The sequence below is a fragment of the Lysinibacillus fusiformis genome (genome assembly GCF_016925635.1).
GTDB classification, from domain to species: domain Bacteria; phylum Bacillota; class Bacilli; order Bacillales_A; family Planococcaceae; genus Lysinibacillus; species Lysinibacillus fusiformis_F.
The window spans coordinates 2,524,256-2,551,118 of the sequence record NZ_CP070490.1 but is presented as its reverse complement, the minus strand read 5'-3'; the positions used below and the strand labels follow the sequence as shown (position 1 = coordinate 2,551,118).

Genomic DNA, 26,863 nt, shown 5'->3' with positions numbered 1-26,863 from the left:
ACCTCCCTATAATCCTACGCGGCCCATCCCGTTGATGATTTTGTCTAAAGTTTCATCAATTAATGTGATCATTCGTGCATTAGCATTATACGCCTGCTGGAATGTAATCATATTGGTCATCTCTTCGTCTAATGATACCGAGTTATGAGCCGCACGATTGTTCTCGATTTGTAAATGGATTGTCGTTGTGTTAAATTCTAATGTCTTCGCCTGCTGTCCTTTAACGCCAAGATCACCGATAAGTGATTTGTAAAACGTTTGGAATGTACCACCTTGCAAATTTCCTTGGACTGCAGATTGTAATGCAGAAAGAGTTAGCATGTTTTTGTTGTTACTTTCTTCACCTGGTGTATCTGAAACTGCCAATTTTTTAGGCTCCTTAATGCCAACTGAAATATTGCGTGCCGTAATTGCTGTACTAGTCGTATTGTTGATAACAAAGAAGTCTTCACCCATATCACCGTTTAAATCAGCCCCTAATTTATGCTGAGTATTAAACACTGTTGCAAACTCATTTGCTAATAAGTCCAGTTGTGTTAGCATCTCAGGATAAATCCCTTTTCCATTACTATGACCGTAAGCATCGATCAACGATAGAAGTTTCCCTTTACTTGGTTCTAACTGATTATAATTAATTGGAGAAGTAGTGCCATCAATACCAACTACACTAATCTCTTTAAATCCAAAATAGCCATTTGTATTAGGTTCATCGACTTCTCCATTTATTGCTTGATCTGCTGTATCTAGCGTTTGTAGTGTCGTGTAGTCCTTCCCTTTTACAAGTTCAATCGCTGCACTTCCATTGGTTGGTCTAAAAATAACTGTCATGCTTCCTTCAGCAATTGCCAAGGCATTACCGCCCGATTTCTCATACGAAATGGATACAGGAATAATTTCATTTAATCGATCTAATAAAATGTCACGTGCATCATATAAATCGTTCGGCATATAGCCATTCGGCTCGATTGATTGAATTTGCCTGTTTAAATCGGCAATTTGTTTTAATAGGCTGTTCGCTTCGCCTGTTACGACATTGATTTCATTTCCTATATTTCCTTGAATTAACTTTAACTGTGTATCCATATAGTTGAATGACTCTGCTAACGACTGCCCTTTTGAAATCATAACTTGACGCGCTGCCGTATCCTTAGGGTCAGCTATTACGTCTTCCATTGACTTCCAAAATTCAGTAAACGCTTGATTAATCCCAAACTCGGATGGCTCGGACATAATATCTTCCATTTGCGAAATCGATTTGGTTGTCGATTGCCAGTAACCGAGTTTATTTGTTTCTTGGCGGAATTGACGGTCGACGAATTCATCACGTATACGCTGAACCGAATGTGCTTCTACCCCTGTCCCCATATGTCCTGGAAAATAAGGTGTGTTTAATCCTGCCGTTGGAAAACCGGGTGTTGCTTGCATGTTGACACGCTGGCGGGAGTAGCCTAGTGTATTGGCATTTGAAATATTATGTCCCGTTGTATATAAAGCTGATTGCTGTGTGAATAAACCGCTTCGGCTTGTCTCTAAGCCCATAAATGTAGAGCGCATTCTTTTTCCTTCCTTTTCCTCGATCAAGTAAATCAAGCATCCGCTTTCTGCACAAGTGCAAAAATCTATGCTTGAGAATCGAAATATGATTTTTTTGTAACGGTATTGGTGCCACGTACCTCATTGCCAGAGTAATTAAATTGCTCTGGGCGTGGACGTAGCGCATCTAATGTGAGATTCACAAATTGTAGTGACTGGAATACTAATTTTTGATTTAAATCATTTTGTTTACGTAAGTTATCAATAACGAGTAATAGACGATTGCGAACGACTGAAAGGGTTTCTTTTTCAGACTCTTGTTCAGCAGCCTCAATGACATCGGCGACAGTCATTTTGTCAGTAGGAGCGAACCCTTTCGCTCCCAGGTACTCCGTTACCTGTATTTGACGCTGTTGCTCGAGCTTATCAATAGCCGCTACATGTGCCTGCTCATCCTTTAGCATTTGGTCGAGTGCTTGTATGTCACCCACTTTAATGATTTCTGTTTTTTTAAAGGCTAGTTCGAGTAAACTTTTATGCATTCGTTCTAGCTTGGTTAATGTAGAAAAAATCACTTCTATAGACATCTTGCTTAACACCCTTTCTGCTATTCTCTAGAAACGATAATATTTCAACATATCTTTTGCAACTTGACGCGCATTGACTTTGTAAGCGCCGGAATCGATATCTGCCTTGAGCTGTTGCATTCGGTCAGCACGCTCTGAACCGTATGTGGAAAAACCTTGCATTTCCTGCGCTGCCTTTGAAATTTCAATTTTATCGGCAAAGGATGTTTTATTTTCCGTGGATTTAACGTTACGAGTTTGATTTTTATAGGCGTTCACAGCATTGACACCATAAGATGTAATTTTCATAATTCCCCTCCTATCTAAAAAGCTTAACTTATTATTATTTCGGATTGTCTTACAAAATGTGAAGGTTTTACATAAAAAAAGATGACTCCAAAAAAAATTTTAGAGTCATCCCAGACTATAGACAAAGTCGATTTTTTCGACTTTGTCTATTATTTTTAAATTAAAGGGCTATAAGCATGCCCTCATCAGAAACGTCTAGAATTGAAGTATCAATCTGTATGGAATGATCGTACAGGCTTCCAACGTACGTTCAACATCTACGAGTGTGAAGACTGTTCAGGATGTCCATTCCGTTCATCTTGTACAAAAGCAAAAGAAGGCACCAATCGGAAAATCATGTTGAATGAAAAATGGGAACAGCAAAAGAATATGTTAGAGCCAAGCTTTCAGAGGAGAAAACGAATGCTATTTATCGAAAACGCAAAATCGACGTGGAACCAGTTTTTTGGATTCTTGAAGGCTAATTTGGGTTTCACTCGATTTTCTGTAAGAGGAAAATCGAGGATAGCAAGCGAAATGGGGCTCGCATTACTGGCCGTGAATTTAAGAAAGTTCACAGCCAGTAGCTAAGGACTATTAAGAGACAACGTTAAAAATAGAAAAGAGGTTGAGATACGGATGTTTCGACAAACAAAAAAACCGAACTATCCAATGAAACGCTCATGAAGTGTTTCGGAATAGTTCGGTTCTTATATTTATCGTGTTTTGTTATTTTAGAGATTATTCTGCTTTGTGAAGGAACAATTTAGTTATGTCCCTACCTCTTCTCACTAATATAAGCTAGTTTTGTCCTAGCATCTGTTGGAATTGCTACTTTGACTTATCCCGATCTACATGATAAGTCGCTTGATCTCGCTGTTGCACACTTTCGCGGAATTCCTTTGCTGCTTCAAATGTACGAAGGTCCGATTTTAACTCGTCTTGACATTTTGTACATAGTTTACCCTTTGAAGTTAAGTGGCCACAGTTATCACATGGGTAGCCAAGGTTAGGAAACATCGCTGGCTGTAAACGACCTTTACGGACCCATTTAAACAGTAAATCTTTATCTGCTCCCGTTGCTTCCACAATACGTTCTACTGTTGCCGCACGGTTTTCACGTTTACGTAAGAAACGATAAACGATTTGATAAAGCTCCTCCTCTGATTGTGCACACTTATGACACACTTCTCGGACTCCTGTATAATTAAAAAATTCATTACATTTTGGACAATTACGAACCTCTGCCATTGGCCTTTCCTCCTCTTTCTAGCAAATTTATCTACGAATGCTGTCTCATTAACTATTATACATAATGTATTGGCATTTTCATCCTTCAATTAATGTGAAGTATTGGACATTTTTAGCGCCTGCACGCATTAAAATAGTTGTAGCATGCTGTAGAGTCGTCCCTGTGGTTTTTATATCGTCAAAAAGAAGATAATTTTTATGTTCGACTTGAGCACCCTCCTTTAAGCGAAAAAGTGGAGCTACATGTAGACGCTGCTCTCTATTTTTTGAGCTTTGTGTTTCTGTCGTTGTCTTTTCTAATAATTGAATAAAAGGAATATGAGCTGCCTTTAATAGTTCATCAGTATGTGAGAAGGTACGTTCCTGTTGTTTAAGAGGGTGCATTGGAATGGGTAAAATAATCGCCTTTTCTTTGGTGAGACGATTATAAAGCTCCTGTCGAAAAACCTTTGCAAGCGCTACATCTTGAAGAAATTTTAACTGGTGTAAGTAATCCTTCATCGCCTCATTATATTGATAGAGGGATGTAGCAGATTGTGAAGGTGCAAAACGAGCGACACATCTTTCACATAGAGTCGGTGAGAATTGCTTAGTTAAAATCATTTTCCAGGAAATAGTTATTTTTAATGGCTGTGTACACATTAAACAACGGGATTCCATTTTATTCATTCAGAGAAGCCCTTCTTATTATAAAATTGAATTTTCGCACATGCCTCATCCATTTCTGCCGTATTACCATGATGAAAGAAAAGGACTTCACCATCAGGAAATTGAACATTTCGTCCAACTCGACCTGCAATCTGAATGAGGGCACTGGCAGTAAAAATCAATGACTCTGCCCCTATAACGGCCACCTGTACATTGCTAATTGTAATGCCTCTTTCTAATATGGTTGTTGTTAGTAAGCCTGGAACTTCTTTATTTCGTAGCTTTAGCACTTTTTCCTTCCGCTCTGGATCTGCAGCATGCACAGCTAATATGTTTTCATTTAACTCTTGTAAAAGAGGTGTTGCACTATCCATTAAGGCAATTGTTGGGAAAAATAATAAAAAGGGCTCCTTGTGGTGTAAGCGTTCTTCTACCCATTTTTTCAACCTGTTGGGGATTTTACCTCGCTTGAAGCATTTATCATAGCCCCATAAAGCACGATCTTGTGGAACTGGTAAAGGATGATTATGATAGCGTTTTGGAATAAAAGAGTAACTTTCTTGCTGGTAGGTATGGAGTAAGGATGATGATGGGGTTGCTGTCACAAATACGAGAGGAGCATTTTCCTTTTTAGCCTTTCCTACTGCTTTTTGTAGGGTTTCATCAAATGTATAAGGAAAAGCATCTGCCTCATCTACAATCATGACATCAAATGCCTTATCAAATCGGTAGAGCTGATGGGTCGTTGCTATAACAAACTGCGCATAGCCATTTTGGTAAAGTGCTCCACCGTATAAAGCATGAATGATTGTTTCAGGAAAAGCCTGTTGAAAGCGTGGATACAGTTCTAACACTACATCTGTACGTGGTGTAGCTATACAAACGCGTAGCCCTCGCTTTAATGCATCATAGACAGTAGGAAAAAGTAGCTCTGTTTTGCCTGCACCGCATACAGCATGAATTAAATGCGATCGTTTTGCTTTCACACTTGCTAAGGTTTCATTAGCTGCCTGTTGCTGTAGTTCGGTGTATTGACCCGACCATTTTAATGCGTGCTTATTAATCTTTATCGACTTGGGGCCAGTCCAAATGATTAATTGTGTACAGCTACTTACTCTACCCATCTTTATACAGTGTCGGCAATACACACATTTTCGTCGACATTTTGAGCAATCGAATTTTGTGAATAATTGCGGGTCTGTATTGTGGCAACGATTGCATTTCATAACGGACTTCATTTGAATTCCTTCTATTATACTGACGTATTTTCGCTGTATCGCTTTATCAATATCTTCTGCTGAAAATGGTGAATGATCTTTTAACCAAATACGTCCTTCATGAAAATCACGTAATGCTGGTGGCAACAACCAACCTCTATATCTCATTACATTTTCTCCTTTCATAGAAAAAAGCCTCTACTTTTGTTGTAGAGACTTCCTTACATTTCGTTATTTTTTTGTCCATCCTAAGCCCATCGATCCTTCACCTAAATGAGTACCGATAACAGGACCGAAATAGCTTAATTTAAAGTTTACGTTCGGGTATGTTGCGGCTAATTGCTCTAGCCATTCTTGCGCTTCGGCAGGGCAATTCCCGTGAATGACAACAGCGTCCATTGCTTCATACTTTTTGGCATCCTCTGCTAGCAATTCCTCAGCACGTTTCAATGCCTTTTTACGTGTACGGATTTTCTCGAAAGGTACAATTACCTTGTCCACAAAATGTAAAACAGGCTTTACTTGTAATAAACCACCGATTAATGCTGCCGCAGAAGATAAACGCCCACCACGCTGTAAATGTGCTAAGTCGTCTACAATGAAGTAAGCTCGGATATACTGCTGCATGTCCGCTAATGCTGCAAGTATGTCTTTTGCTGAATGACCCTCTTTCGCCATTTCAGCTGCTCTTAAAACATAAAAGCCTTGAACAGCACAGGATATTTCACTGTCGAAGGCATAAACATCAATACCTTCCACCATTTCACCTGCCTGCACTGCACCTTGGTATGTTCCACTAATACCACTCGATAAATGGATGGAAATTACCTCATCATAATCCTTTGCTAGCTCATCAAAAAGAGCGGCAAATTCTCCGATTGGAGGCTGCGTTGTTTTGGGAAATTCTTTGTTACCACGCACCTTATCATAAAATTCAGATGCTGTGATATCTACTTCTTCTGCAAATAATTGACCTGAGATATTGACACTTAAAGGTATCATGTGAATGTTTAAGCGTGCACGTTCCTCAGCTGTAATATATGCAGTACTATCTGTTACGATTGCCGTCCTCATCCATGTCCACTCTCCTATGATTCTTAGTTTACAATCTATTTCTTCTTGGTGCAATTGTTGTTCGTTTGTACTGTCGCTTCGGTTTCGCACAAACTACGGAAAGCAAAAAGAAATGAATGTGAAATGAATGACGAACGTGGGATTCACGTTCTCGTCCTTCTAGAGTTATGCTAGTAAGCTAGCTTCCATTTCACATTCATTGTCTATGTATAATAGGCATATCTTCACTCAATTCTTATGTTGAATGAAGATAGCTTCTGTTAATTTCCTGTACTTGACTGTGAGTCGTCACCAATATAAAAGACACTTGTCACTTTCCAATCGTTGTCCTCTTTGACAAAGACTGTTACCTGACGTCCTGCACTTTCATGTTCGACATTTGTCTCAAGCTGAAGTGAGTGCATTTTCATGTTGGCAAATACTTGCGCCTCTTTTGATTCATACTTGGCAATTGTTACATTTTCTACTTCACGCTTAATATCAAATTGTTCAAATACTTCTGTTGCATATGTTTTTTCTTCATCGTATTTAAAACCCTTTGGATTTTTCGAGATAGTATTCATATAACGATCAATTTCTTCAGCATTTAATGCAGCAATATACTCATCAAAAGATGCTAAAATCGCTTTTTCATCTCCCGCTGGTACATTATCAGCCTTTTCTACGTTTCCACCCATCATTTCAAAGCCAACTGTACCATCCTCTATTACTTTATCTCGTTCTTCATCACTCATCTTCTCATCTTTATTACCACAGGCAGTTAACACTAATAAGATTAGAACTGCTAGAAAACTTTTCTTTAACATCAAAAAACCTCCCGCGCATATTGTAGCATATAAATGCTTTCGTAGGAATTTTGTTGTGCATTTTCAACATTTAGGTGCTACATCTTCCTTATGACGCATTAGGCTGTAAAATGTTGCATGATCTGCTAGTTATCATGTTTATACGTACGAATAGTAATGTTACAAAATTGTGAATAACCTGTTCTTCATCAAGTAAGCTCAATACAAATTATTACCAAAAAACAATAAAAAACTGTTTTAAAAACTACTTCAATAGAAAGTAGCTTTTAAAAACAGTTTTAGCAATTATCGTACTTCAACCCAGCCATTTTTGATAGCTGTTACAACGGCTTGTGTACGGTCATTCACATTCATTTTTTGTAGAATACTTGATACGTGGTTTTTAACCGTTTTTTCAGAGATAAACAGTGTCTCGCCGATTGTACGGTTTGACTGGCCATCTGTTAATAGCTGTAATACTTCACATTCACGTTTCGTTAGCAAATGGAATGGACGACGAATTTCCGTTTGGTGGAAGTTACCTTTATTTTCGTGTTCTGAAAGTCTTTTGAACTCTGCCACTAAATTTTTTGTTACTTTTGGATGTAAGTAAGATCCACCGTTTGCAACAACTTTAATCGCCTCAACGATTTCATCTGCATCCATTTCTTTTAACATATAGCCAAGAGCACCTGATTTTAATGCATGTGTAACATATGTTTCATCATCATGTATGGACAGCATAATCACTTTAGCATCTGGAAATTCAGTAATTAACTCTGCCGTTGCTTCTACGCCATTTTTACCTGGCATGTTAATATCCATAAGTACTACATCTGGTTCGTTTTCAGCATATAACGTAACCACATCTGTGCCATCGTCACCTTCTGCTACTACATCAAACGTATCTTCAAAATCTAAAATGCGTTTTACTCCTTCGCGGAATAGCTGGTGATCGTCTACAATAATAATCTTTGTCATTTGTCTTTACCCCCTAAATTTCTGCAACAGTTACATCATTTTACTTCTAATGGTATTTTAAATAATACCGTCGTACCTCGATTGATTTCACTAGTAATGGTGATAGTACCATTTAAAATTTCAATACGTTCTTTCATTCCTAAAATCCCAAAGGAATGGTCCTTCACTACTTGTGGGTCAAAGCCTATACCATCATCTTTTACAACAATATTGACGGCATCTTTTAACCATTCAAGCTTCACCCAAATGTCTTTACACTTTCCATGCTTCATGGCATTTGTTACACATTCTTGCACTAATCGGAAAATGGATACTTCATAATTTGAAGGTATACGTTTTTCTGTACTTCTCGATTGGAAATGAATTTCAACACCTGGATTATATTCAGTTACTGTCGATAAATACTTCTTTAATGTCGGAATAATTCCCAAATCATCAAGTGCCATTGGTCGTAGATCATAAATAATACGTCGCACCTCAGATAAAGCATTGCGTACCGTTTTCTTTAAATCGGCAATTTCAGCCAATGCCTTTTCAATACCTTTTTCACGATACGTTCTATCTATTAAATCAGTGCGCATAAGTACATTTGCAAGCATTTGAGCAGGTCCATCGTGAATCTCCCTCGATAAACGCTTCCGCTCTTCTTCTTGAGCTGCAATAATACGTATCCCAAAATCTTGCTTCATTTTTGCTTGTTCAAGGGCTAAACCAACATTTTTTAAATCTGAAGTTAAGTAATTCAAAACGACATTTACCTGATTGACAATATGATCAGCACGTTCAATCGTATCGAGTAATCCTCTTAATCTTCTCTCTAGATCATCTCTTTTATCCCGTAGCTGTTTTTCTTGTGTTCTAATAACGGAGAGCTTTACTTGAAAATCATGTGCAGTTTCATATGCTTCTCTAACTTGTTCTTCGGTATAATTATCAAAAGCTTTACTCACTAATACAAGTCGTTGCTTAGCAAGCTGCGTACTTTTTTCCAATGCATCGCCATCATCAATTACGATTGATATTTGTTTTCGAACAATTTCTAGCTCTTTTTGCATATCTTCAAAGCTTCTGCGGCTTTGTTCACTTATAATAAAGATATCATCCTTTGAGCTCATGATTGTATCTAACATTCGATTGAAAATGTCATCAAGCGACTTTAAATCGAAGGTATCATTTGAAAACATAGTATACTCCCCAGTCTAATGTCTTATGATTACTTACTAATTTAATAGACTAAAATCACATATTCCCTAGTCTACACCTATTATAGCATTACCATGCTAAAATTTAATGCTTTTTCTTCATGAAAATTATAGAATAGAACTCTAGTTAAAAGGAGATTGATACGAATGAGAGAAAACTATTTAACTGTAAAAGGATATGGTGAAAGCGAAATCGTCATTTCCAAATCTCGCTTTCTTACTTATATAGAACGTGCAGAAACGGAAGAGGATGCAATTTCTTTTATAGATGGTATAAAAAAATTGCATCATAATGCAACACATAACTGCTCTGCTTATATTATTGGCGAGCATGATCATATTCAAAAGGCAAATGATGATGGGGAACCTAGCGGTACAGCAGGCGTCCCTATGTTAGAGGTCTTAAAAAAACAAGGGTTAAAAGATACGGTCGTTGTTGTGACTCGCTATTTTGGAGGCATTAAGCTCGGTGGTGGTGGTCTCATTCGTGCTTACGGAAAAGCAACTACAGAGGGATTGATTGCTGCACAGGTAGTTGAACGTAAACTGCATCATTTCATGAAAGTAGCAATTGACTATACATGGCTAGGAAAAGTCGAAAATGAAATAAGAAGTTCATTATATACTTTAGAGGAAATACGCTATTTGGAGGGTGTTGAAATCATTGTTTCTGTGCCAAAAGAGGAAGAGGAACAGTTCCGAAGTTGGATAACAGAAATGACTAATGGACAGGCTTCCACCACTTTCGAAGATGCTCAATTTGTAGAATTTATTGTCAATTAAATAGTTTTAATTGTCGAAACTAAATATGCATAGTATAATTTTTTTGTTAAGCTATTTTATTATCCACACAACTACTGAGTTAAAATTGAATAAAATTTAGCTTCATCGCATTATTATTCCCAATAATTAGAGGAGAATATATCTATTATGAAAAAAAGATCTGTTAGTCCAAATAAAAAGAGATCTTCTAAAGCTTCCTTAATTATAAAAGTTACACTACTCCTTGTTGCCAGCTTGGTGATTTGTGTAACGGCTTATGCTGTTTACCTTACAAAACAGGTAGAGCATGCTGCAGACTCAGCATATGAGGAGTTAGAAGGTCGAGAGGTTTCTACGCAACGTGTAGAGAAAGTAGAGCCTGTACAAGATAATGTATCTATTTTATTTGTAGGGGTTGATGATAGTGATAATCGTGGGCAAGGTTCAGACCATTCACGCTCCGATGCACTCGTTTTAGCTACATTAAATAATAAAACCCATACAATTAAAATGCTAAGTATTCCTCGTGATTCATACGTTTATATTCCTAAAGTAGGTTATAAAGATAAAATTACTCATGCTCATGCTATGGGTGGAACACTTACTACGATTGAAACAGTAGAGGAACTATTTGATATTCCTATCAATTACTATGTACGTATGAATTTCAATGCCTTTATTGATGTAGTCGATGCTTTAGGTGGTATTGAAGCTGAAGTACCATATGCTTTACATGAATTAGATGAATTTGATAAGTTTACAATTAACTTACAGCCAGGCTTACAGCATTTAAATGGTAGTGAGGCACTTGCACTTGCAAGAACACGTAAACAAGATAATGATATTGAGCGTGGTAAACGTCAACAAGAAATTCTTTCTGCGATTATTAAAAAAGTCGCTTCTGTTAAGTCCGTTACGAAATATGATGATGTCATTAAAGCTCTTGGTGATAATATGAAAACAGATATGACATTCACTGAAATGAAGTCCTTCTTATCTTATTTATCAAAAGGTGCACCACGTATCGATTCCTTAACATTAGATGGCACGGATGATACATCTACTGGTATTTATTATTACCAGTTAAATCAAGATTCTGTTGAAGAAACAAAAGAGATTTTCAAAAACCATCTTGGCCTAAACGAGCAATCATCGAGCCTAACAAGTGGCAATACAGGAACAGATAGTGCTGCTAGTAGTGATGACAATTCAGTTATTGAATAGATAAATGTAAAGACTTTTAGACCATAGACAAGTAATCTTGTCTATGGTCTTTTTCATCAATATGTGCATAACTGAATTAAATGAACCATTATAGGTTTTCAATACCTTGCTGAAAGCTTTGACGAAAAATTAAATGCTTCACCTCTTTATCAGACCACCACTTTCCGATGATAAATTGACGCCTATTTTTGCATAATCAATAAGAGTGTATAATTTCAATTGATCAGATTTAATTGATGGTTGCAAAATATCACAGAAAAAAAGCTCCATACGTTTCATCGCCTCTAATGTTTGAAGCCGAGATGCACTTTTTAATAGAAGGGACTCTTGATAAAAGGATATTTTGGATGTTATATTAGTTAACCGTTGGTAGTACAATGTTTGAGCTTCTATGATTAATAAATATATTTGTTTTATATAAATAAAATAGCTTTTTAAGATAACTGGATTTTCTTTGTTGATGTCATGTAAATCCGAAAACCAATGATACAGTTGTTGTAGTTCTTTTTGTTTTAGAGAGGATATTGAATGGTACTTAAGTCTTTCACTGATTTTTAAAAGAGAATGCATTGATGCATCCTTTGATAATAATTCAAATGCTGATTCATAGATTGGGAAAGAGATTCCTTGCTCATCACAAAAAAGACGTAATTCTAGCGTTTTTTCGCTAACCAATTCATATATATTATTCAAAATTCCCCATCTCCCTCTGAAACATCCAATGGAAATTATGACCTAAAATATCATCGTAATAAAATTGAAGATCCCCTTTAAAATCACTACTAATAGGATTTAATGATAACCTATTAAGTGATAGCCACAAATTTTCCGCTAAATGGTGGTAAATAATCATTTGCTCAACCTCTAACCAACATGGAAAACGTATTTCCATTCTGTTATATGCTATTTCCTTGTATATCTCAGATTTTTGCTTTACAGCGTGACATAATGCTTGAATACCTTTATAGAATGGTTCAGTGGAAATTGATAAGTCGGATAATCGTGAAAAGAGCTCAATTAAATCAATGATCAGACTAGAATGGATATGCTCCAACACTTTGTTATTCTTTTTTGGATATAATGTGTTGTGTTTTTGAATAAAAGATTCAATAAATTCATATAGCATGCCGAGTTCGAAAACAGTATCAGATGCTGTTGTTAAATGAATATCCTTTATTAATTGTTGCAGTTCTATTAACGCCATTTCAAGATCTACGAATGCTTCTTCAAACAAATGGTGAGGCTCATATTCCTCTTCATAAGCAACAAAAGTATAGAATAAGTGAGACATTGCTTTTACTGGCATTTTCATTCGCGTACTGTCTATAAATAAAGAGAAATAGTGTTGACTGATATGATTAGTACCATCATTAAATAAACTAAATTTCCTATTTATAACAAATGATTTCATTGTATCACCTCTGATTTTTTATGATAATAGTTATTTCACTGAATAATAGATGAGAAACTAGTAAATAAAAACAGAGTTCTTCCTTACTTTACTAATCTATATATTTCTTCTATTAATGGTGTCCTCTCCTCTATGACCTTCCAAAGCTCATCCATTGAAATTGGTTGTCCGAATGGTTTATGTCTCCATAGTCTTGCATCAATACCTACATTAAGCTGGTTAAGATCCTGATTATCTGTACTATGAATATGACCCGATATACTCCACTTACGAGGGCGCAAGCCAATACACATCGGGTAATGTGTTAGCCACATACGATGCTTATTATATGTGGGCTGTGTGCCAATTGGATGAAAGCACTCAATTAAATTTTCTCCAAGTATTTTTTGCCATTTTTTATCGATATCATGATTGCCTTGAATTAGATGGATTTTTCCATTTAAACGTTGCAAGATAGCCATTGTTTCTTCTACATTTCCAAAGCTAAAATCACCCAGATGAAATATTGTGTCTTTAGGTTGAATGGTAGAATGCCAAATACTAATTAATGCTTCATTCATTTCTTCAATAGAAGTAAAAGGACGTGACTCAAAAAGCAGTATTTTTTTATGATTGAAATGTGTGTCACTTGTGAAATACATCTCTATACTTTTTGTCCCTTAGTTATATTTTGATCTGGTATAACGATTATAGTTGTGCCCTACCAATAGTTTTTGCAATTCATGTACAACGGCTGCTTACATCTCAAACCTTCACAGTGTAAATAATATCTAATAAAGGAGAGAATAATAGCATTCCTCTCCCTCAAAAGTTATGTTAGTATTTGACTACCTTCAGCTGTATAGCTTGTTCAAATGTTAAAGCAGATTCTAGTAAGCTACCTGTTGCCGCTTCTAGCCATTCACATAAGGCGAAAATTTTAGGTGCAGATATATACAAGCCCTCATCGTTCAAATAATTTCTTTCAATAACTTGATTATCTTGATCAAGTTCATAAGAAAGATCTAACTTTTCTAGCATTTTCGACACTACTTTTATACACTTTGCTTGGATTTGCGTATCTTTGATATTAATACGATACTCCCATTTATTATTTTCATTTTTGAAACGAGTAACATAGTCCATATCCTCGCTAATATTTTGAGCCATTTTAAATCTGATGCTTAAAAAAGCGTGTAGGTTAGTTGAAAGAGGTTCTTGATTATGCTTAAACCATTCGTGGGTATCTGATTCAAAAACCTCTGCAATTTCTTCAATTGTGTAGGATTCCTTTGCTAAAACTGTAGCCATGTAGATGATCATTAACGTTTTATTATAATCCTTATTAATTTCAATCATTTTTACACCTGTCCTTTGTTATTGTTTTGTTTGGTCAATACAGGAAAAATACATATCAAATAACATTTATAAAGCGTTTAATAAACCATTTAATTTCTCAACTTCATCTGGATAAATATACTCAATGGCCTTTTCATTTAGTAAATCTTGAATATACATTGATACCTCCGTAGTTAAAAGAGGTTTTTCAAGAAAAACTAGCTCATATTCTTCTCTACTAGAATTGTAATCTAGCAAACCAATTTGCATGACATCACCGTTTGAAAATGGCTGTTTAATAAAATAAAGACACATATCTACCTCAAAACCTTCATCGTTATAGGTAAATGCTATGGCTGAGCTATCGCCTTTAATTATGTTCATCATGTTAAAGTGATTATAAACAGCCTGGAAATTAAAATAACGACGTATTTCATCTGGTGTACTTGAATGTAATTGCTCTGCAATATCATCATGTGTTTGAATAGAGATTAAATCGTTTGTTGACATTTTATTTACCTCCTGCGCTATATATTTTCGTGGGTTGTAATCTTCTAGCATTTTTATTAATTTTTGAACATTTAACTCTAATTCATCACTAACTTGTATTTCGAAGTCTAGAATGTCAGCAATCATACGAATTGAACATGGAATTAGTTTAATCAGGTTGGCATGTTCAGTCAGCCGCTTTATGTCCTTAGGCGAAAATGGCAGAACCTTCTTCCGCGTTCCACTAACCAATCTGTATAATTCCTTTCTAAAAGCCTCAGACCTATCTTCTACTTTGTCCTTTATTAATTTCACATCATTTGGAGCCAATGGCACAGGCTTGTTTTCGTTGAAAGGGATACTGTCGATTACAAGCATGAATTTTCCTAATCGATCTAGTGAAGCCTCTTTAAAATCTCCTTTTTTTTGTAAAACAGTAATATTACGTCGTATCTTGTGAAAGTGCGCTTGGATGGTCCCTGTTTGTTCTTCGGTCGTTTTCATTTCCATTCCTCCTTACTTACACTTATAATATTTCAATTTAATATACCTGTCTTGGACAACTTTTCCGGACATATTGTCACAAAAAATAAAAAAGAACGGCATAAGTAAAATAATTTGCCATTCTTCCGATGAACAACCTGTAAAATAGGCTATTCTTTTATATTCACCTTAAAATTATTTAGATTCAGCACTTTTTTTAAGTAAATGTCAGCATTTGCCCATACTTCACTTGTGCAGATTTCACCATCAGCTAACATAAAGTATATTTCATTCTTCAGGTCATCTATTGCTATTTCATTTTCCTGCAATGCTATAATTAAAAGTTTTAATTGTTCCGCAAAACCATTTTCATTTGTTGTATCGCAATAATCCTTCAGTAAAAACATCAAAATTAATAAGCATTTACTTTCATTGTCATTTGTATTAACAAGTGGATGATTTGCTGGGACTTTAAAATGTGTTAAAGGCTCAAGTATCTCAACGAAATTTCTCGAATGAACAAATTCATAAAATCCAGATTTTTCATCTTCATATTTTTTCTTGAATAAATTGAAAATAAATAAAGCAGTCATAATATTTACACACTCCACAATCGATTAGGGACTGTCAATATTTTTGTGTAAATGACAATCCAACCTTTTCTTATAGATCATCACTTTTGATTTTTAAATAGACTTGTTCGAAGGAATGATTTTGTTTTTTGGGAAGGGTTAACCCTTCCCAAAAAACAAAATTTCGCGCTGCGTGTCCCTCCTGCTTATTCTTGTAGCTCAAACATCGCTTCAAGTGCTGCACGTGCCTGATTGAAACCGATATGACAACGTGTCGCAAAGTTTTGGTTGTAATCTTCAAATTGTGAAACAAGGAAACGTTCAAGTGATTCTTCATTTGGAAATTGCTCTTTGCGTTTTGTATATTTCTTGATTTTTTTATTAAATGACTCAATTAGATTGGTGCTATAAATACTACGCCAAATCGCTTGCGGAAAGCCATAAAACGTTAGGAGATAGGCATTGTCATGCAAAGATTTCACAACTTTAGGATAGGCTTTTCGCCATTTCGAACAGAAATCATTTAGCGCGAGTTGTCCTGCTTCTTTATTTGCCGCCTTGTAAATTGTTTTAAAATCATCACAGATTTCTTGACGATCTTCTACACGGACCTTGTGCGAGATATTGCGTGCCAGGTGTACTAGACAAGTTTGGTACTGTGCTTTCGGGAAGTCCGTAGTAATTGCATCCACCATGCCTTTTAAGCCATCAGAAATAAACAGAAGAATTTCTTCGACACCACGTTCCTTGAGTTCTGTGAGAAGTTCCTGCCAGTTGTACGCGGATTCAGTTGGTGCAATCGAATAGGCAAGTACTTCTTTTGAGCCGTCCTCGCGAATACCAACAGCGATATAAACAGCTTCTTTGGATACCGTATCACGACGAACAGGAATATAGGTCGCGTCTAGATAAACGCAGACATAGCGTGCATTTAAGGGACGTTTATTAAAGGCTTCTACCTGTTCTGTGACCACTTTTGTCATGTTGGAAATCGTCTGTGGCGTGTAATGATGGCCATACATTTTTTCAATTAAACCGGCAATTTCTGACATCGTAATCCCTTTTTGGAAGAGGTGCATAACGGTTGATTCTAACGTGTCATTTGAACGTTTATAGGGTGCGACGGTCTGTTGCTCGAACTCACCGTTACGGTCGCGTGGAATCTGGATGTTTAAATCACCGTATTCTGTATGTAACGTCCGTGAATACGAACCATTGCGTGAATTGCCAGAGTTGAAGCCGATTCGATCATATTTTTCATAATCTAAAAAGGCTGTCAGTTCTGTCGCCAGCAGTGTATTGACCGCTGTTTCTAAATGTGAGCGAAAAACCTCTGTAATATCTTGTTTTTTGACTAGTGCATCGACAATTTCTGTTGTAAACTGATTCATAGGGAAGACCTCTTTTCTAGGATTGGTTGTGGTGACTTAATTCTACCAAGAAAAGGTCTTCCTTTTTTGTCGTCTTATTCATTTACACAAAATATTTTATACTCTCATCGATTAATGGTATTGCAAATTTATTATATTAGTTAAATATAGTAAATATAGTTATTTATTAATTATATAGTAAATATAAAGACAGAAACTATTTAAAGCTATCCATTTCTCAGCTCGCCCTTTTATGTAACTCCAACTTTATCATCGGCTGTTCTGACTTTTAATATGTATACTAAATAGAACACCACTGCTCTTTTTTATTTGCCTACAAATAAAAGGAGGTATCTCAAATGTTTTTGAGACACCTCCTTTTGTCTATTATTTACTAAAAATCCGTACAAAATTCAATAATGGTTTATAGTTTTTACCAGCCAATCCGATAACCTCTACAAAGATTTCAATAGCTGTTAGGATGACCGCTACAAGTAAAATAGCTCCCCAAACCTTTGCCATAGAGAAAATGATAGCTGCTAATCCAAACATCACTGCAATTCCGTAAATGATTAAGACTGTTTGTCGATGTGTAAAGCCCATATCGAGTAAACGATGGTGTAAGTGTGATTTATCTGGATCAGACCATTTCTTCTTCATGCGAACACGACGAACAATCGCAAAGAACGTATCAGAGATCGGAACACCAAGAATAATAATTGGGATGATTAAAGCTACAAATGTAATATTTTTAAAACCAAGTAACGCTAACACAGAAATCATAAATCCAAGGAACAATGCCCCTGTATCACCCATAAAGATTTTTGCTGGGTGGAAATTATAAAATAAGAAACCAAGTGAAGCTACAGCTAAAATGGCTGCTAACGCTAAAACAAACACATTACTCATAATAAACGCCATGACAGCTAATGTAATAAGTGCAATTGTAGAGACACCTGCAGCTAAACCATCTAAGCCATCAATTAAATTAATGGCATTTGTAATACCGATAATCCAAATAATCGTTAATGGAATACTAAGTAAACCAAAGTCTAATGTACCTAAGAACGGTAGATTTACCATTTCAATTTCAATACCGCCTACAAAAACAACAATCAGGGCAGCAACTAGCTGACCAAGCATTTTTGCTTTAGCAGAAATCTCACGCATATCATCAATAACACCCGTGATCACGATTATACAAGCACCAATAATGATAGCTAATAAAGCTTCGTTACTACCATGTTTCGTATGGACTAAAAAAGAATATAAAATCGTCACGCCAATTATAAAGGCAAGGAAAATGGCCAAACCGCCAAGTCTTGGCATAATTCGAGCATGTACTTTTCGATAGTTTGGTGCGTCAACTGCACCTATTCTAAACGCTAAACGTTTCACTAATGGAGTTAACAAAATGGATGCAACGAATGCTGCTATTAAAGACACGTAAAGCATGTCTCTCCTCCTCAAATAAATAATCTACATTGAAATCCAAATTGATTATAGCATGAACAAGCATTGAAATATACTTTTTCTAAACATTTTCCACGATTTCACAAATATTTTGTACATTTTAGCATTAATAGATTCCTATATAGTCAATTGTAGTCACCATTCGCAAAATTTGATAGAATAATGGAGTGTCTAGCATGTAGACAACATTAAAGGAGCGTATATTTCATGTTCTCAATTTTCAAAAGCAACAAAGAGCAAACTAGTGCTCGTCAATTAAAACGCTACTACAAAATAGTAGATCAAATTAACAATCTTGAAGAAAAATATGTTAACAAGTCAGATGCTGAATTACGAGAAATGACTTTTATTTTCAAAGATCAATTAGAACAAGGTGAGCCTATTACATCAATTATCCCGGACGCATTTGCTGTTGTACGCGAAGCCTCAAAGCGTGTATTAGGAATGCGTCATTTTGATGTACAACTTATCGGTGGTCTGGTATTAACTGAAGGTAATATTGCTGAAATGCCTACAGGTGAAGGTAAAACACTTGTTGCTTCCCTTCCCTCTTATGTGCGTGCATTAGAAGGCAAAGGTGTTCACGTCATCACAGTAAATGATTACCTGGCGAAACGAGACTATGAGCTAGTTGGCCAAATCCATCGTTTCCTTGGCTTAACTGTTGGTTTAAATGTACCGATGATGGAACCGGCTGAAAAGAAAGAAGCCTATAATGCAGATATTACGTACGGTGTGGGTACTGAGTTTGGCTTCGACTATTTACGTGACAATATGGCTTATAGCTTAGCAGATAAAGTGCAACGTCCTTATCACTTCGCTATTATCGATGAAGTGGATAGTGTATTAATCGATGAAGCGAAAACACCGTTAATTATCGCAGGTAAAATGCCTTCTAACGATGAATTACATCGTATTGCTGCTATGTTAGCGAAACGTTTTAAAGCAGACGAAGATTATGATTTCGATGATGAAACAAAGGCTACTTCTCTTACAGATAAAGGTATTGAAAAAGTTGAGGCAGCCTTCAATGTAGACAATCTGTATGACTTAGAACATCAAACTCTTTTCCATTATGTAATCCAAGCTGTGCGTGCACATGTTATGTTTAAACGCGATGTTGATTACATTGTGAAAGAGGACAAAATTGAGCTTGTTGATATGTTTACAGGTCGTATTCTAGAAGGTCGTTCACTTTCTGATGGCTTACATCAAGCAATTGAAGCTAAAGAAGGTGTAGCCATTACGGATGAAAATAAATCCCAGGCGCAAATCACTATTCAAAACTATTTCCGTATGTATCCGAAGCTTTCCGGGATGACGGGTACAGCGAAAACTCAGGAAAAGGAAATTCGCGAAGTGTACGGTATGGAAGTTATACAAATTCCAACAAACCGTCCGCGTCAACGTATCGATCAGCCTGATATTATTTTTAGCACACAGGAAGCAAAATATAAGTATGTTGCAGCCGAGACGAAGAAACGTCACGAAAAAGGACAGCCAATTTTAATTGGGACAACATCAATCTTACAGTCTGAAACTGTAGCTGACTATCTGAAAAAGGAAAAGTTAACATTCCAATTACTTAATGCAAAAACAGTTGAACAAGAAGTCGAACTTATTTCACAGGCAGGTCAAAAGGGTCGTATTACTGTAGCGACAAACATGGCTGGTCGTGGTACGGATATCATGCTAGGTGATGATGTCCATGAACTTGGTGGTTTATATGTAATTGGGACAGAAAAGCATGAAAGCCGCCGTGTAGACAATCAGCTACGTGGGCGTTCAGGTCGTCAAGGTGATATAGGTGAAAGCCGCTTCATACTCTCTATTGAAGATGATATGTTCCGCCGTTACGCAAAAGAAGAAGTTGAAAAATTCTCTGCAAAAATGGTTGTAGATGAAAATGGCATAATTCAAAATAAAGAGGTGCAAGAACTTATAGACCGTACACAGCGTATTGTTGAAGGTTCACAGTACGGCATGCGTGAATACAACTTAAAGTTAGATGATGTCATTAATGATCAGCGTACGGTTCTTTATGGATTACGCGACAAAATTTTAGCCGGTGAAGACTTGATGGGTGAGCTGAAAAAAATGCTTCGTGAAACTGTTGAATTTGCTGTTCATGACGCCGCACCGGAAGACGTGTCTTCTATAGATTGGGACTATGATCAAATGGAGTACGCACTTAACTCCTTGTTCATCACACCAGTTACAATTGATCGCGAAGTTGGAAAAGTAAAACAAATGCTAATGGATGTTCAGCCTTCTGAACAAGAACTACTCAATCATATGGAAAAATTTGCTGAAAACGAAAGAGTAATGGAAGTACTTCCTCAAATCATGCTTAGCCATATCGATAGTGGTTGGGTAAAGCATTTAGAGGCAATGAGTCATTTAAAAGAAGGAATCGGTTTACGTCATTATCAGCAAGAAGATCCAATGCGTATTTACCAACGTGAAGGACTTGAATTATTCGGTAAAAATTTCCAAGAATTACGTCGTTCAATAATTATTGAAATTACAGGCTTCATGAAAACAGTTGAGGCACAACAGGAGGCACAATAATGGGCTTATTTTCATTCTTTAAAAAATCAGATAAAGTTGTTCAGGAGAACACAATTGACTCAAAAGATTTATTAGGAAATACTGCAAAAAACACTGGCGATAATCGTGATGTGGAAACAAAATTATCATTCCATCCAGAGTGGGATGTGCCACAAGAACAAAAATACATTTTTAACTTCCTAGCGAATGAGCTAGAGCCATTGAAACCAAATCAATTGTCACTATCTTCTATTAGTATCGAAGAAGACATACTCACTCGTAAATGGCTTGTTCGTGCATTTTTCCGTTCATCCTTATCTCAAGCAATTGAACTAGGTGAGATTGAACTTTTCATCTTGGATAAAAACGATGAGCTTGTAGCATCTAAAAAATTCGATTTTAAAGCGCTCGGCACAATTCCAGCAGAAAGCGCACGTCCATGGGTGTTTGAGTTTGAAAATGCTACAATTAAAGCAGATGAAGTGCCAGAAGATGGTTGGAAAATTGCCTTTAACCTTGTTTCCCTTCGTGGTCATCAATTAGAATTAGATCCATCATGGGAAGAACAATTACCAGAAGCACAAAAAGAAGAGCTTGCAAAAATCGTTAAAACATTACCAGAGTTAGGCGAAACAGAGGTAAACTTCACAGGTTTACAGGCAAAGTTAGCTGACAATGGTAATTTAAATGCAACTATTTTTATCCGCAACGGACATAAGAAAGCAATCAATTTAGAACAATTACCGTTAGAAATTATTGATGCAACAGGTAAACAAATTGCAAAAGGTTCATTTAAAATGAATCCAATTCTAACAGTCCAACCAAACTCTACAAAGCCTTGGACATTTATTTTCCCAGCAGAGCTTGTTGATGCAAAAGACGCTGACCTCTCTCGTTGGACAGCACGTGTAACACAATAACCGAATAAAACCCCCTCTCTTTTTGAAGAAGGGGGTTTTGCTCAAATTAAAAGCGATTTTTGCCTAGGCAAAAATCGCTACTTTTTATTTCACACTGTCAAAACGCTTGTAAGCTACTAATTTAGAAGACCAGTAAGAGTACGTAACATCTGAAACTTCTACACCATCTGTACCCGCATGAATGAATTTATTATCACCGAGATAAATCCCCATATGAGAAATACCTTCTTTATACGTATTTTCGAAGAATACTAAATCACCAGGTACCGGATTTTCTACATGGGTTGTATTGCCATAAAAATAACCTTCACTGCTTGCTCTTCCTATTTTTAAACCACCTTGATTAAAAGCATAAAAAATAAAGCCACTGCAATCAAGACCTACTGGTGTATTACCACCGTATAGATAGGGTGTTCCAACCAATGTATTGACAACTTCAACTGTTTTGTTATAAATCGCTTGTCCATTAGCTGTAGGATCTTTAGCGGTTACTTTTGATGGAGTGCCCGTACCTGAAGTCACATTGTTATGTATAGTATCACCATCGGGTATCACTGCGCCTTGAGAAACCTTCAACACTTGTCCAATAAAAATCGTGTCTTTTTCAAGCTTATTCCAATCCATTATATCCTTAATCGTCACATTATATTGCTTTGCGATTTTTGATAATGTGTCACCTTTTGCTACTGTATGTGAGCTAATTGTTGGTTTTACAGATGTTGATGGAGTGGAAGGCTTTACTCCCTCATCCGTAGATTGTTTTTGAATCTCAAGCTTTTGAGCTACATAAATCGTATCTTTCGATAGATTATTCCACTTCATAATCTCCCCAATAGAAACTTGATGATTTTGGGCGATTTTAGTTAAAGTATCTCCTTTTTGTACCGTATATGTTGCTGCTTCTGCTGTTTGTAGTGCTAAAAATGAAGTTGCTATAGTACTTAAAACAAGAATTCTCCATTTTTTTGTCTTTTGCATACCAAAGTGCCTCCGTTCATGCTAGAATATTCCCTTGTGTGTCTATCATACTAGATAACTACCTCATGAAAAATCGGAAAAACTGACTATTTTTCAAACATTATAGCAAACTTATAGAATACGACGAAATCCGACTATATTGAAATACTATTTCGATTGCAAGATTAGTGTTCCTATGATAACATACACTTCTGTATTTAAAATTTTTAGAAAGTTTTAGCTTTTCAATCTTAAAGGAGTTTTTATACTTATGAAGAACATCTTGCATTTCATCAAAGGAAATTTAGCAGTAGGATTACTACTATTTGCCTTGTTCTTGGGTGCTGGTAATATTATTTTTCCACCGTTATTAGGCCAACAAGCAGGTGAAAACATCACTGTAGCTATGATTGGTTTCCTTATAACAGGTGTTGGTTTACCACTACTAGCGATCGTTGCAGTTGCCAAAGCAGGAGGCGATTTACAGCTGCTTGCAAACCGTGTTAGCCCTGCTTTTGGTGTGATTTTCACCTCAATTGTCTATTTAGCGATTGGACCGTTCTTTGCTGTACCACGAACAGGGTCTGTATCCTATGAAATAGGCATTGCGCCATTCCTCTCTGAAGCTATGAGGGATCATTGGGCGCCACTATTTATCACATCTATTTTGTTTTTCACTTTAATTCTTTATTTATCCATTAATCCTTCGAAACTTGTCGATCGAGTAGGCAAAATTTTAACACCTGCCCTGCTTTTTGTTATTTTATTGCTTGCTGTTAAAAGTTTTATCTCTCCAATGGGAGAACCAGGAGAAGCTGTAGGAAACTATAAAGTGTCACCTTTAGCTGAAGGCTTTGTACAAGGTTACTTAACAATGGACGTTCTAAGTGCTCTTGTTTTTGGTATCGTAATTTTACAGGCCTTGCGTGATATGGGTATGAAAGATACGAAAAAACAAGTAAAAACAACGATTTTTGCCGGTGTCGTTGCTGCTATTGGTTTATCATTTGTCTATATCTCTCTAGGCCATATTGGTAACACAAGTATCAATGCAATCGGTATCTCTGATAATGGAGGAAATATTATTGCAAAATCAGCTGAGGTGCTCTTTGGAAGCCTTGGAAGTATTATTTTGTCTGCGACTATTTTACTAGCTTGTATATCAACAGCTGTCGGTTTATTAACTGCCAATGCACAGTTTTTCCACAAGCTCTTCCCCAAAATTTCGTACAAAACGTTTTTAATTGTCTTCACTATTTTTAGTACAGCTATTACAAATGTAGGGCTTTCAACAATAATTAATGCGTCACTACCTGTACTCTTAATTATTTATCCTTTAGCTATGGTATTGATGGTCTTATCACTAGCAGATCATTTCTTTAAAGGTGGACAAATTGTTTATATTTTAGCGCTCGTTCCAACTCTCCTTGTCAGTCTATATGGTGGCTTAAAACAAATGAAAGTTGAAATTACACCTTATGAAAATATCCTGAAAGCATTGCCAATGTATGAGCAAAATTTAGGGTGGCTTTTACCAGCTATTGTTGGTGCAGTAATTGGTTTTATTATTCATAAATTGATAAAAAAATAATATACAAGAATCTGCTTATCCTCTAGTGACAAGCGGATTCTTTTTCTATCTCATATAAGTCCACCACTATAGCTTTGGCTTCATGTATAATAAAAATCAGATACTCAATTGCAAAATGTAACCATCCAATTAATACCATAACATGCTACATTCTATTTTGAGTTCTAGAAAAGAGGTGTCCAATGAAAAAGTTAATATGGTCATTCGCATTTGTTCTAGGCTTCTTCCTTCTCCCTTTTACAACGACTCACGCTGTTGAAAATGATCAACAGCTTATCAAGGAAATTAAGGAGATTGTGAAAGATACTTACGTTGGAACAATTAATGGAAACTTAGAAAAGGCTACATCCATCTCAGAAATCATGAGTATGCTTGATCCTTACTCAACCTACTTCACTAAGCAAGAATTCGAAAATTATATGAATAGCATCAACCTAGCTACTATAGGGATTGGTGTTGTGATTGAAGAACACGAAGATGGAATTCATATTTTACAAGTAATTGAAGGAAGCGGCGCATTTGAGGCTGATGTTCAGGCTGGAGATATCATCATTGGCGTTAATGGCGAATCTATAATTGGTCGCTCTACACAAGAGGCATCCTCCCTATTAATCGGTAATGAAGGAACTAAGGTGGAAGTTACATTAAAGCATAGTAATGGTTCAACAACTACGAAAACTATTACACGTAAAAAATTCACTTTACCGAATGTACAAACTGACCTACTATTTGGAAATGTGGGCTATATTTCATTAGCCTCTTTTTCAGAGGATGGCGCACAGCTTGTTAAAAATGCAATGATTGACTTAAAAAAGCTTGGTGCAACATCGTTCATCTTAGATTTACAAAACAATGGTGGCGGTTATGTGACAACAGCTGAAGAACTTACAGGATTATTCCAATCTGCTAAAATTGCCTATTTATTAGAAGAAGCACAAGCCTCTTATACAATACCAGCAGTTCAACAAGATACTAAGTTTCCAAAAAATACGCGTATTCTTGTCAATCGCTATAGTGCAAGTGCTTCTGAAATGCTTTCTGCCTCATTAAAAGATCAAAAAGCTGCTATTTTATACGGAGAAACAACCTACGGGAAAGGTGCAATGCAAGGCTTTTATACATTACATGATGGAAGCTATTTAAAGCTCACAGTTGGTAAATTTACGGGTCCTGCGGGTCATACCATTCATGAAGTAGGCGTTAAACCAAATGTTCAGACGACAACAGCACCTATTTTCCAGGCACATTATGATGCATTGAAGGAGAAGTATCCTAAATATAAACAACTCTCTACTGTAAAAAGTATTGCTGATACGCAAAAATTCACAGTGAAATTCCCTTCAGCACTTACTTCACAAATCGCCAAGAGCAACATTCAACTGGTTGCTTTAGGAGGTAAGGAAGTACCCGTAACAGTTAAAATTGAAGGGCGTTCAATAACAGTTACACCTAAGAGTGCTTTATCAGCGGATCAAGAATATATGCTACTTATTCACCCTAGGAGCAAAGATCAAAAAGGCTACTATCAGCATATAAGAATAAACAATTAAAAAATCCTGTCATCGATAATAAGAATCGATGACAGGATTTTTTATATCACTTCTTTAGTTTTCCAAAAATATAATTGTACAATATCATTTGCAAGTTCTGCAGGTAGCCTTTTTTCTTCTAATAAATTCGTTATGATTAATCTTTCTATTGACCCTACCAAACTATCTATCATGATTTTTATATCTACACTATACAGTTGTAGATCTTTGTCACAATCATGTAGATAAATAAGGTGGATCAATTGCTGTGTCAGTTGATTTTTTAGCAAATGGGATTGCTCGGATTCAATAAAACCTATTTTTGTTAATTGAGGATTTTCAATTATGTAAACGAACAAGCTCAATAACTTTTGCTCTAATAGCGTGATAAAACCCTGTAATCCGTTTTCAATAATGTCAGTAGACTTATTATTCATTACCGCAAAGAATCCACTTTGAAATTGCGCATTCAAATCGTTATAAAGGGCATCCTTGCTTTTAAAATAGAGATAAAAAGTAGGCTGAGTTACATTGGCAGCCTTTACAATGTCACTAATTTTTGTGTGATGATAACCTTTATCAGAAAATAGCTCTATCGCTTTTTCAAGTAATAGTTGTTTGCTTTGTTCTCCATTTGAATTAAATTTTCTGCCTCTTGCCATACTTTCCA

General features: G+C 36.2%; 26 protein-coding genes and 1 pseudogene. 7 read left to right on the top strand and 20 right to left on the bottom strand.

Annotation, left to right across the window (positions count from 1 at the left end; genetic code table 11):
- Positions 1-6: 6 nt before the first annotated feature.
- The 3 genes from flgK to flgM all read right to left on the bottom strand — a co-directional run bounded on the left by flgK (position 7) and on the right by flgM (position 2,408).
- Complete coding sequence (flgK, locus tag JTI58_RS12415; protein ID WP_205441255.1) at positions 7-1,554, bottom strand: flagellar hook-associated protein FlgK; 1,548 nt, start codon at positions 1,552-1,554, stop codon at positions 7-9.
- Positions 1,555-1,619: 65 nt separating this feature from the next.
- Entirely contained in the window at positions 1,620-2,120 is a 501-nt protein-coding gene (locus JTI58_RS12410; RefSeq protein ID WP_205441253.1) for a flagellar protein FlgN, read from the bottom strand.
- Between the two features lie 27 nt (positions 2,121-2,147).
- Positions 2,148-2,408 carry a flagellar biosynthesis anti-sigma factor FlgM gene (gene flgM, locus JTI58_RS12405; RefSeq protein WP_205441250.1) on the bottom strand — a complete coding sequence of 87 codons (261 nt, stop codon included), beginning with the start codon at positions 2,406-2,408 and terminating at the stop codon, positions 2,148-2,150.
- 189 nt (positions 2,409-2,597) lie between these two features.
- Here flgM and JTI58_RS12400 point away from each other — a divergent pair.
- Positions 2,598-2,978, top strand: a pseudogene (locus JTI58_RS12400) (transposase); the annotation flags it as partial.
- Between the two features lie 240 nt (positions 2,979-3,218).
- On the opposite strand, the gene JTI58_RS12395 reads toward JTI58_RS12400, so the two are convergent.
- The 7 genes from JTI58_RS12395 to JTI58_RS12365 form a co-directional block, all read right to left on the bottom strand.
- Positions 3,219-3,638 (bottom strand): TIGR03826 family flagellar region protein, encoded by a 420-nt coding sequence (locus tag JTI58_RS12395; protein ID WP_205441239.1) that lies wholly within the window; start codon positions 3,636-3,638, stop codon positions 3,219-3,221.
- A 78-nt stretch (positions 3,639-3,716) separates the two neighbouring features.
- Positions 3,717-4,307 carry a ComF family protein gene (locus JTI58_RS12390; RefSeq protein WP_205441237.1) on the bottom strand — a complete coding sequence of 197 codons (591 nt, stop codon included), beginning with the start codon at positions 4,305-4,307 and terminating at the stop codon, positions 3,717-3,719.
- Positions 4,304-5,689 (bottom strand): ATP-dependent helicase ComFA, encoded by a 1,386-nt coding sequence (locus JTI58_RS12385; protein WP_205441235.1) that lies wholly within the window; start codon positions 5,687-5,689, stop codon positions 4,304-4,306. Before JTI58_RS12385 ends, JTI58_RS12390 begins: the two co-directional genes overlap by 4 nt.
- 45 nt (positions 5,690-5,734) lie before the next feature.
- A complete protein-coding gene (locus JTI58_RS12380; RefSeq protein ID WP_205441226.1) occupies positions 5,735-6,577 on the bottom strand; it encodes a DegV family protein in 843 nt (280 codons plus the stop codon).
- A gap of 260 nt (positions 6,578-6,837) precedes the next feature.
- The gene (locus tag JTI58_RS12375; RefSeq protein WP_205441224.1) at positions 6,838-7,383 is read right to left on the bottom strand and encodes a DUF3225 domain-containing protein; all 546 of its coding nucleotides are present in this window, start codon (positions 7,381-7,383) and stop codon (positions 6,838-6,840) included.
- Positions 7,384-7,668: 285 nt separating this feature from the next.
- A complete protein-coding gene (locus tag JTI58_RS12370; RefSeq protein WP_004227590.1) occupies positions 7,669-8,343 on the bottom strand; it encodes a response regulator transcription factor in 675 nt (224 codons plus the stop codon).
- Between the two features lie 35 nt (positions 8,344-8,378).
- Positions 8,379-9,527 carry a sensor histidine kinase gene (locus JTI58_RS12365; protein WP_205441222.1) on the bottom strand — a complete coding sequence of 383 codons (1,149 nt, stop codon included), beginning with the start codon at positions 9,525-9,527 and terminating at the stop codon, positions 8,379-8,381.
- 165 nt (positions 9,528-9,692) lie between these two features.
- Here JTI58_RS12365 and JTI58_RS12360 point away from each other — a divergent pair, with 165 nt between their 5' ends.
- Both JTI58_RS12360 and JTI58_RS12355 read left to right on the top strand, forming a co-directional pair.
- Complete coding sequence (locus JTI58_RS12360) at positions 9,693-10,328, top strand: YigZ family protein (RefSeq protein WP_205441220.1); 636 nt, start codon at positions 9,693-9,695, stop codon at positions 10,326-10,328.
- A gap of 147 nt (positions 10,329-10,475) precedes the next feature.
- Positions 10,476-11,531, top strand: coding sequence for an LCP family protein (locus tag JTI58_RS12355; RefSeq protein ID WP_205441218.1), 1,056 nt, complete (start codon positions 10,476-10,478; stop codon positions 11,529-11,531).
- A 138-nt stretch (positions 11,532-11,669) separates the two neighbouring features.
- Here the strand turns inward: JTI58_RS12355 and JTI58_RS12350 are convergent, their stop codons facing one another.
- The 8 genes from JTI58_RS12350 to JTI58_RS12315 form a co-directional block, all read right to left on the bottom strand.
- Entirely contained in the window at positions 11,670-12,224 is a 555-nt protein-coding gene (locus tag JTI58_RS12350) for a hypothetical protein (RefSeq protein WP_205441217.1), read from the bottom strand.
- Complete coding sequence (locus JTI58_RS12345) at positions 12,217-12,942, bottom strand: hypothetical protein (RefSeq protein ID WP_205441216.1); 726 nt, start codon at positions 12,940-12,942, stop codon at positions 12,217-12,219. Before JTI58_RS12345 ends, JTI58_RS12350 begins: the two co-directional genes overlap by 8 nt.
- An 83-nt stretch (positions 12,943-13,025) precedes the next feature.
- Positions 13,026-13,583 (bottom strand): metallophosphoesterase, encoded by a 558-nt coding sequence (locus JTI58_RS12340; protein WP_205441215.1) that lies wholly within the window; start codon positions 13,581-13,583, stop codon positions 13,026-13,028.
- A gap of 175 nt (positions 13,584-13,758) precedes the next feature.
- Complete coding sequence (locus JTI58_RS12335; RefSeq protein WP_205441214.1) at positions 13,759-14,280, bottom strand: hypothetical protein; 522 nt, start codon at positions 14,278-14,280, stop codon at positions 13,759-13,761.
- A gap of 66 nt (positions 14,281-14,346) precedes the next feature.
- The gene (locus JTI58_RS12330; RefSeq protein WP_205441213.1) at positions 14,347-15,252 is read right to left on the bottom strand and encodes a hypothetical protein; all 906 of its coding nucleotides are present in this window, start codon (positions 15,250-15,252) and stop codon (positions 14,347-14,349) included.
- A gap of 149 nt (positions 15,253-15,401) precedes the next feature.
- Positions 15,402-15,824, bottom strand: a complete 423-nt coding sequence (locus JTI58_RS12325) for a hypothetical protein (protein ID WP_205441209.1) — start codon at positions 15,822-15,824, stop codon at positions 15,402-15,404.
- A gap of 185 nt (positions 15,825-16,009) precedes the next feature.
- Entirely contained in the window at positions 16,010-17,194 is a 1,185-nt protein-coding gene (locus JTI58_RS12320; protein ID WP_205441208.1) for an IS256 family transposase, read from the bottom strand.
- 366 nt (positions 17,195-17,560) lie between these two features.
- Positions 17,561-18,628: a glycosyltransferase family 4 protein gene (locus tag JTI58_RS12315; protein WP_004230902.1), complete on the bottom strand. Its 1,068-nt coding sequence runs from the start codon at positions 18,626-18,628 to the stop codon at positions 17,561-17,563.
- Between the two features lie 225 nt (positions 18,629-18,853).
- Between JTI58_RS12315 and secA2 the strand changes: the two genes are divergently transcribed.
- Complete coding sequence (secA2, locus tag JTI58_RS12310; protein WP_205441207.1) at positions 18,854-21,217, top strand: accessory Sec system translocase SecA2; 2,364 nt, start codon at positions 18,854-18,856, stop codon at positions 21,215-21,217.
- Positions 21,217-22,116, top strand: a complete 900-nt coding sequence (locus JTI58_RS12305; protein ID WP_036076816.1) for an accessory Sec system S-layer assembly protein — start codon at positions 21,217-21,219, stop codon at positions 22,114-22,116. The genes secA2 and JTI58_RS12305 overlap by 1 nt, the downstream gene beginning before the upstream one ends.
- A gap of 84 nt (positions 22,117-22,200) precedes the next feature.
- Here JTI58_RS12305 and JTI58_RS12300 read toward each other — a convergent pair whose 3' ends face one another.
- Complete coding sequence (locus JTI58_RS12300; RefSeq protein WP_205441206.1) at positions 22,201-23,094, bottom strand: C40 family peptidase; 894 nt, start codon at positions 23,092-23,094, stop codon at positions 22,201-22,203.
- Between the two features lie 250 nt (positions 23,095-23,344).
- Here JTI58_RS12300 and brnQ point away from each other — a divergent pair, with 250 nt between their 5' ends.
- Both brnQ and JTI58_RS12290 read left to right on the top strand, forming a co-directional pair.
- Complete coding sequence (brnQ, locus tag JTI58_RS12295; protein ID WP_205441205.1) at positions 23,345-24,664, top strand: branched-chain amino acid transport system II carrier protein; 1,320 nt, start codon at positions 23,345-23,347, stop codon at positions 24,662-24,664.
- Between the two features lie 182 nt (positions 24,665-24,846).
- Positions 24,847-26,214 (top strand): S41 family peptidase, encoded by a 1,368-nt coding sequence (locus tag JTI58_RS12290; RefSeq protein WP_205441204.1) that lies wholly within the window; start codon positions 24,847-24,849, stop codon positions 26,212-26,214.
- A gap of 41 nt (positions 26,215-26,255) precedes the next feature.
- On the opposite strand, the gene JTI58_RS12285 is transcribed toward JTI58_RS12290, so the two are convergent.
- Complete coding sequence (locus JTI58_RS12285) at positions 26,256-26,855, bottom strand: TetR/AcrR family transcriptional regulator (RefSeq protein WP_205441203.1); 600 nt, start codon at positions 26,853-26,855, stop codon at positions 26,256-26,258.
- Positions 26,856-26,863: the final 8 nt, after the last annotated feature.

Bases quoted from the DNA above. Each gene is read 5' to 3' on its own strand.
- flgM (WP_205441250.1), bottom strand. From the start codon at position 2,408: ATGAAAATTACATCTTATGGTGTCAATGCTGTGAACGCCTATAAAAAT.
- JTI58_RS12375 (WP_205441224.1), bottom strand. From the start codon at position 7,383: ATGTTAAAGAAAAGTTTTCTAGCAGTTCTAATCTTATTAGTGTTAACT.
- JTI58_RS12390 (WP_205441237.1), bottom strand. From the start codon at position 4,307: ATGAATAAAATGGAATCCCGTTGTTTAATGTGTACACAGCCATTAAAA.
- JTI58_RS12320 (WP_205441208.1), bottom strand. From the start codon at position 17,194: ATGAATCAGTTTACAACAGAAATTGTCGATGCACTAGTCAAAAAACAA.
- JTI58_RS12315 (WP_004230902.1), bottom strand. From the start codon at position 18,628: ATGCTTTACGTGTCTTTAATAGCAGCATTCGTTGCATCCATTTTGTTA.
- JTI58_RS12345 (WP_205441216.1), bottom strand. From the start codon at position 12,942: ATGAAATCATTTGTTATAAATAGGAAATTTAGTTTATTTAATGATGGT.
- JTI58_RS12340 (WP_205441215.1), bottom strand. From the start codon at position 13,583: ATGTATTTCACAAGTGACACACATTTCAATCATAAAAAAATACTGCTT.
- brnQ (WP_205441205.1), top strand. From the start codon at position 23,345: ATGAAGAACATCTTGCATTTCATCAAAGGAAATTTAGCAGTAGGATTA.
- JTI58_RS12330 (WP_205441213.1), bottom strand. From the start codon at position 15,252: ATGAAAACGACCGAAGAACAAACAGGGACCATCCAAGCGCACTTTCAC.
- JTI58_RS12395 (WP_205441239.1), bottom strand. From the start codon at position 3,638: ATGGCAGAGGTTCGTAATTGTCCAAAATGTAATGAATTTTTTAATTAT.
- JTI58_RS12285 (WP_205441203.1), bottom strand. From the start codon at position 26,855: ATGGCAAGAGGCAGAAAATTTAATTCAAATGGAGAACAAAGCAAACAA.
- JTI58_RS12335 (WP_205441214.1), bottom strand. From the start codon at position 14,280: ATGATTGAAATTAATAAGGATTATAATAAAACGTTAATGATCATCTAC.
- JTI58_RS12380 (WP_205441226.1), bottom strand. From the start codon at position 6,577: ATGAGGACGGCAATCGTAACAGATAGTACTGCATATATTACAGCTGAG.
- JTI58_RS12385 (WP_205441235.1), bottom strand. From the start codon at position 5,689: ATGAAAGGAGAAAATGTAATGAGATATAGAGGTTGGTTGTTGCCACCA.
- JTI58_RS12300 (WP_205441206.1), bottom strand. From the start codon at position 23,094: ATGCAAAAGACAAAAAAATGGAGAATTCTTGTTTTAAGTACTATAGCA.
- JTI58_RS12365 (WP_205441222.1), bottom strand. From the start codon at position 9,527: ATGTTTTCAAATGATACCTTCGATTTAAAGTCGCTTGATGACATTTTC.
- JTI58_RS12355 (WP_205441218.1), top strand. From the start codon at position 10,476: ATGAAAAAAAGATCTGTTAGTCCAAATAAAAAGAGATCTTCTAAAGCT.
- JTI58_RS12410 (WP_205441253.1), bottom strand. From the start codon at position 2,120: ATGTCTATAGAAGTGATTTTTTCTACATTAACCAAGCTAGAACGAATG.
- JTI58_RS12360 (WP_205441220.1), top strand. From the start codon at position 9,693: ATGAGAGAAAACTATTTAACTGTAAAAGGATATGGTGAAAGCGAAATC.
- JTI58_RS12325 (WP_205441209.1), bottom strand. From the start codon at position 15,824: ATGACTGCTTTATTTATTTTCAATTTATTCAAGAAAAAATATGAAGAT.
- JTI58_RS12290 (WP_205441204.1), top strand. From the start codon at position 24,847: ATGAAAAAGTTAATATGGTCATTCGCATTTGTTCTAGGCTTCTTCCTT.
- secA2 (WP_205441207.1), top strand. From the start codon at position 18,854: ATGTTCTCAATTTTCAAAAGCAACAAAGAGCAAACTAGTGCTCGTCAA.
- JTI58_RS12305 (WP_036076816.1), top strand. From the start codon at position 21,217: ATGGGCTTATTTTCATTCTTTAAAAAATCAGATAAAGTTGTTCAGGAG.
- JTI58_RS12370 (WP_004227590.1), bottom strand. From the start codon at position 8,343: ATGACAAAGATTATTATTGTAGACGATCACCAGCTATTCCGCGAAGGA.
- flgK (WP_205441255.1), bottom strand. From the start codon at position 1,554: ATGCGCTCTACATTTATGGGCTTAGAGACAAGCCGAAGCGGTTTATTC.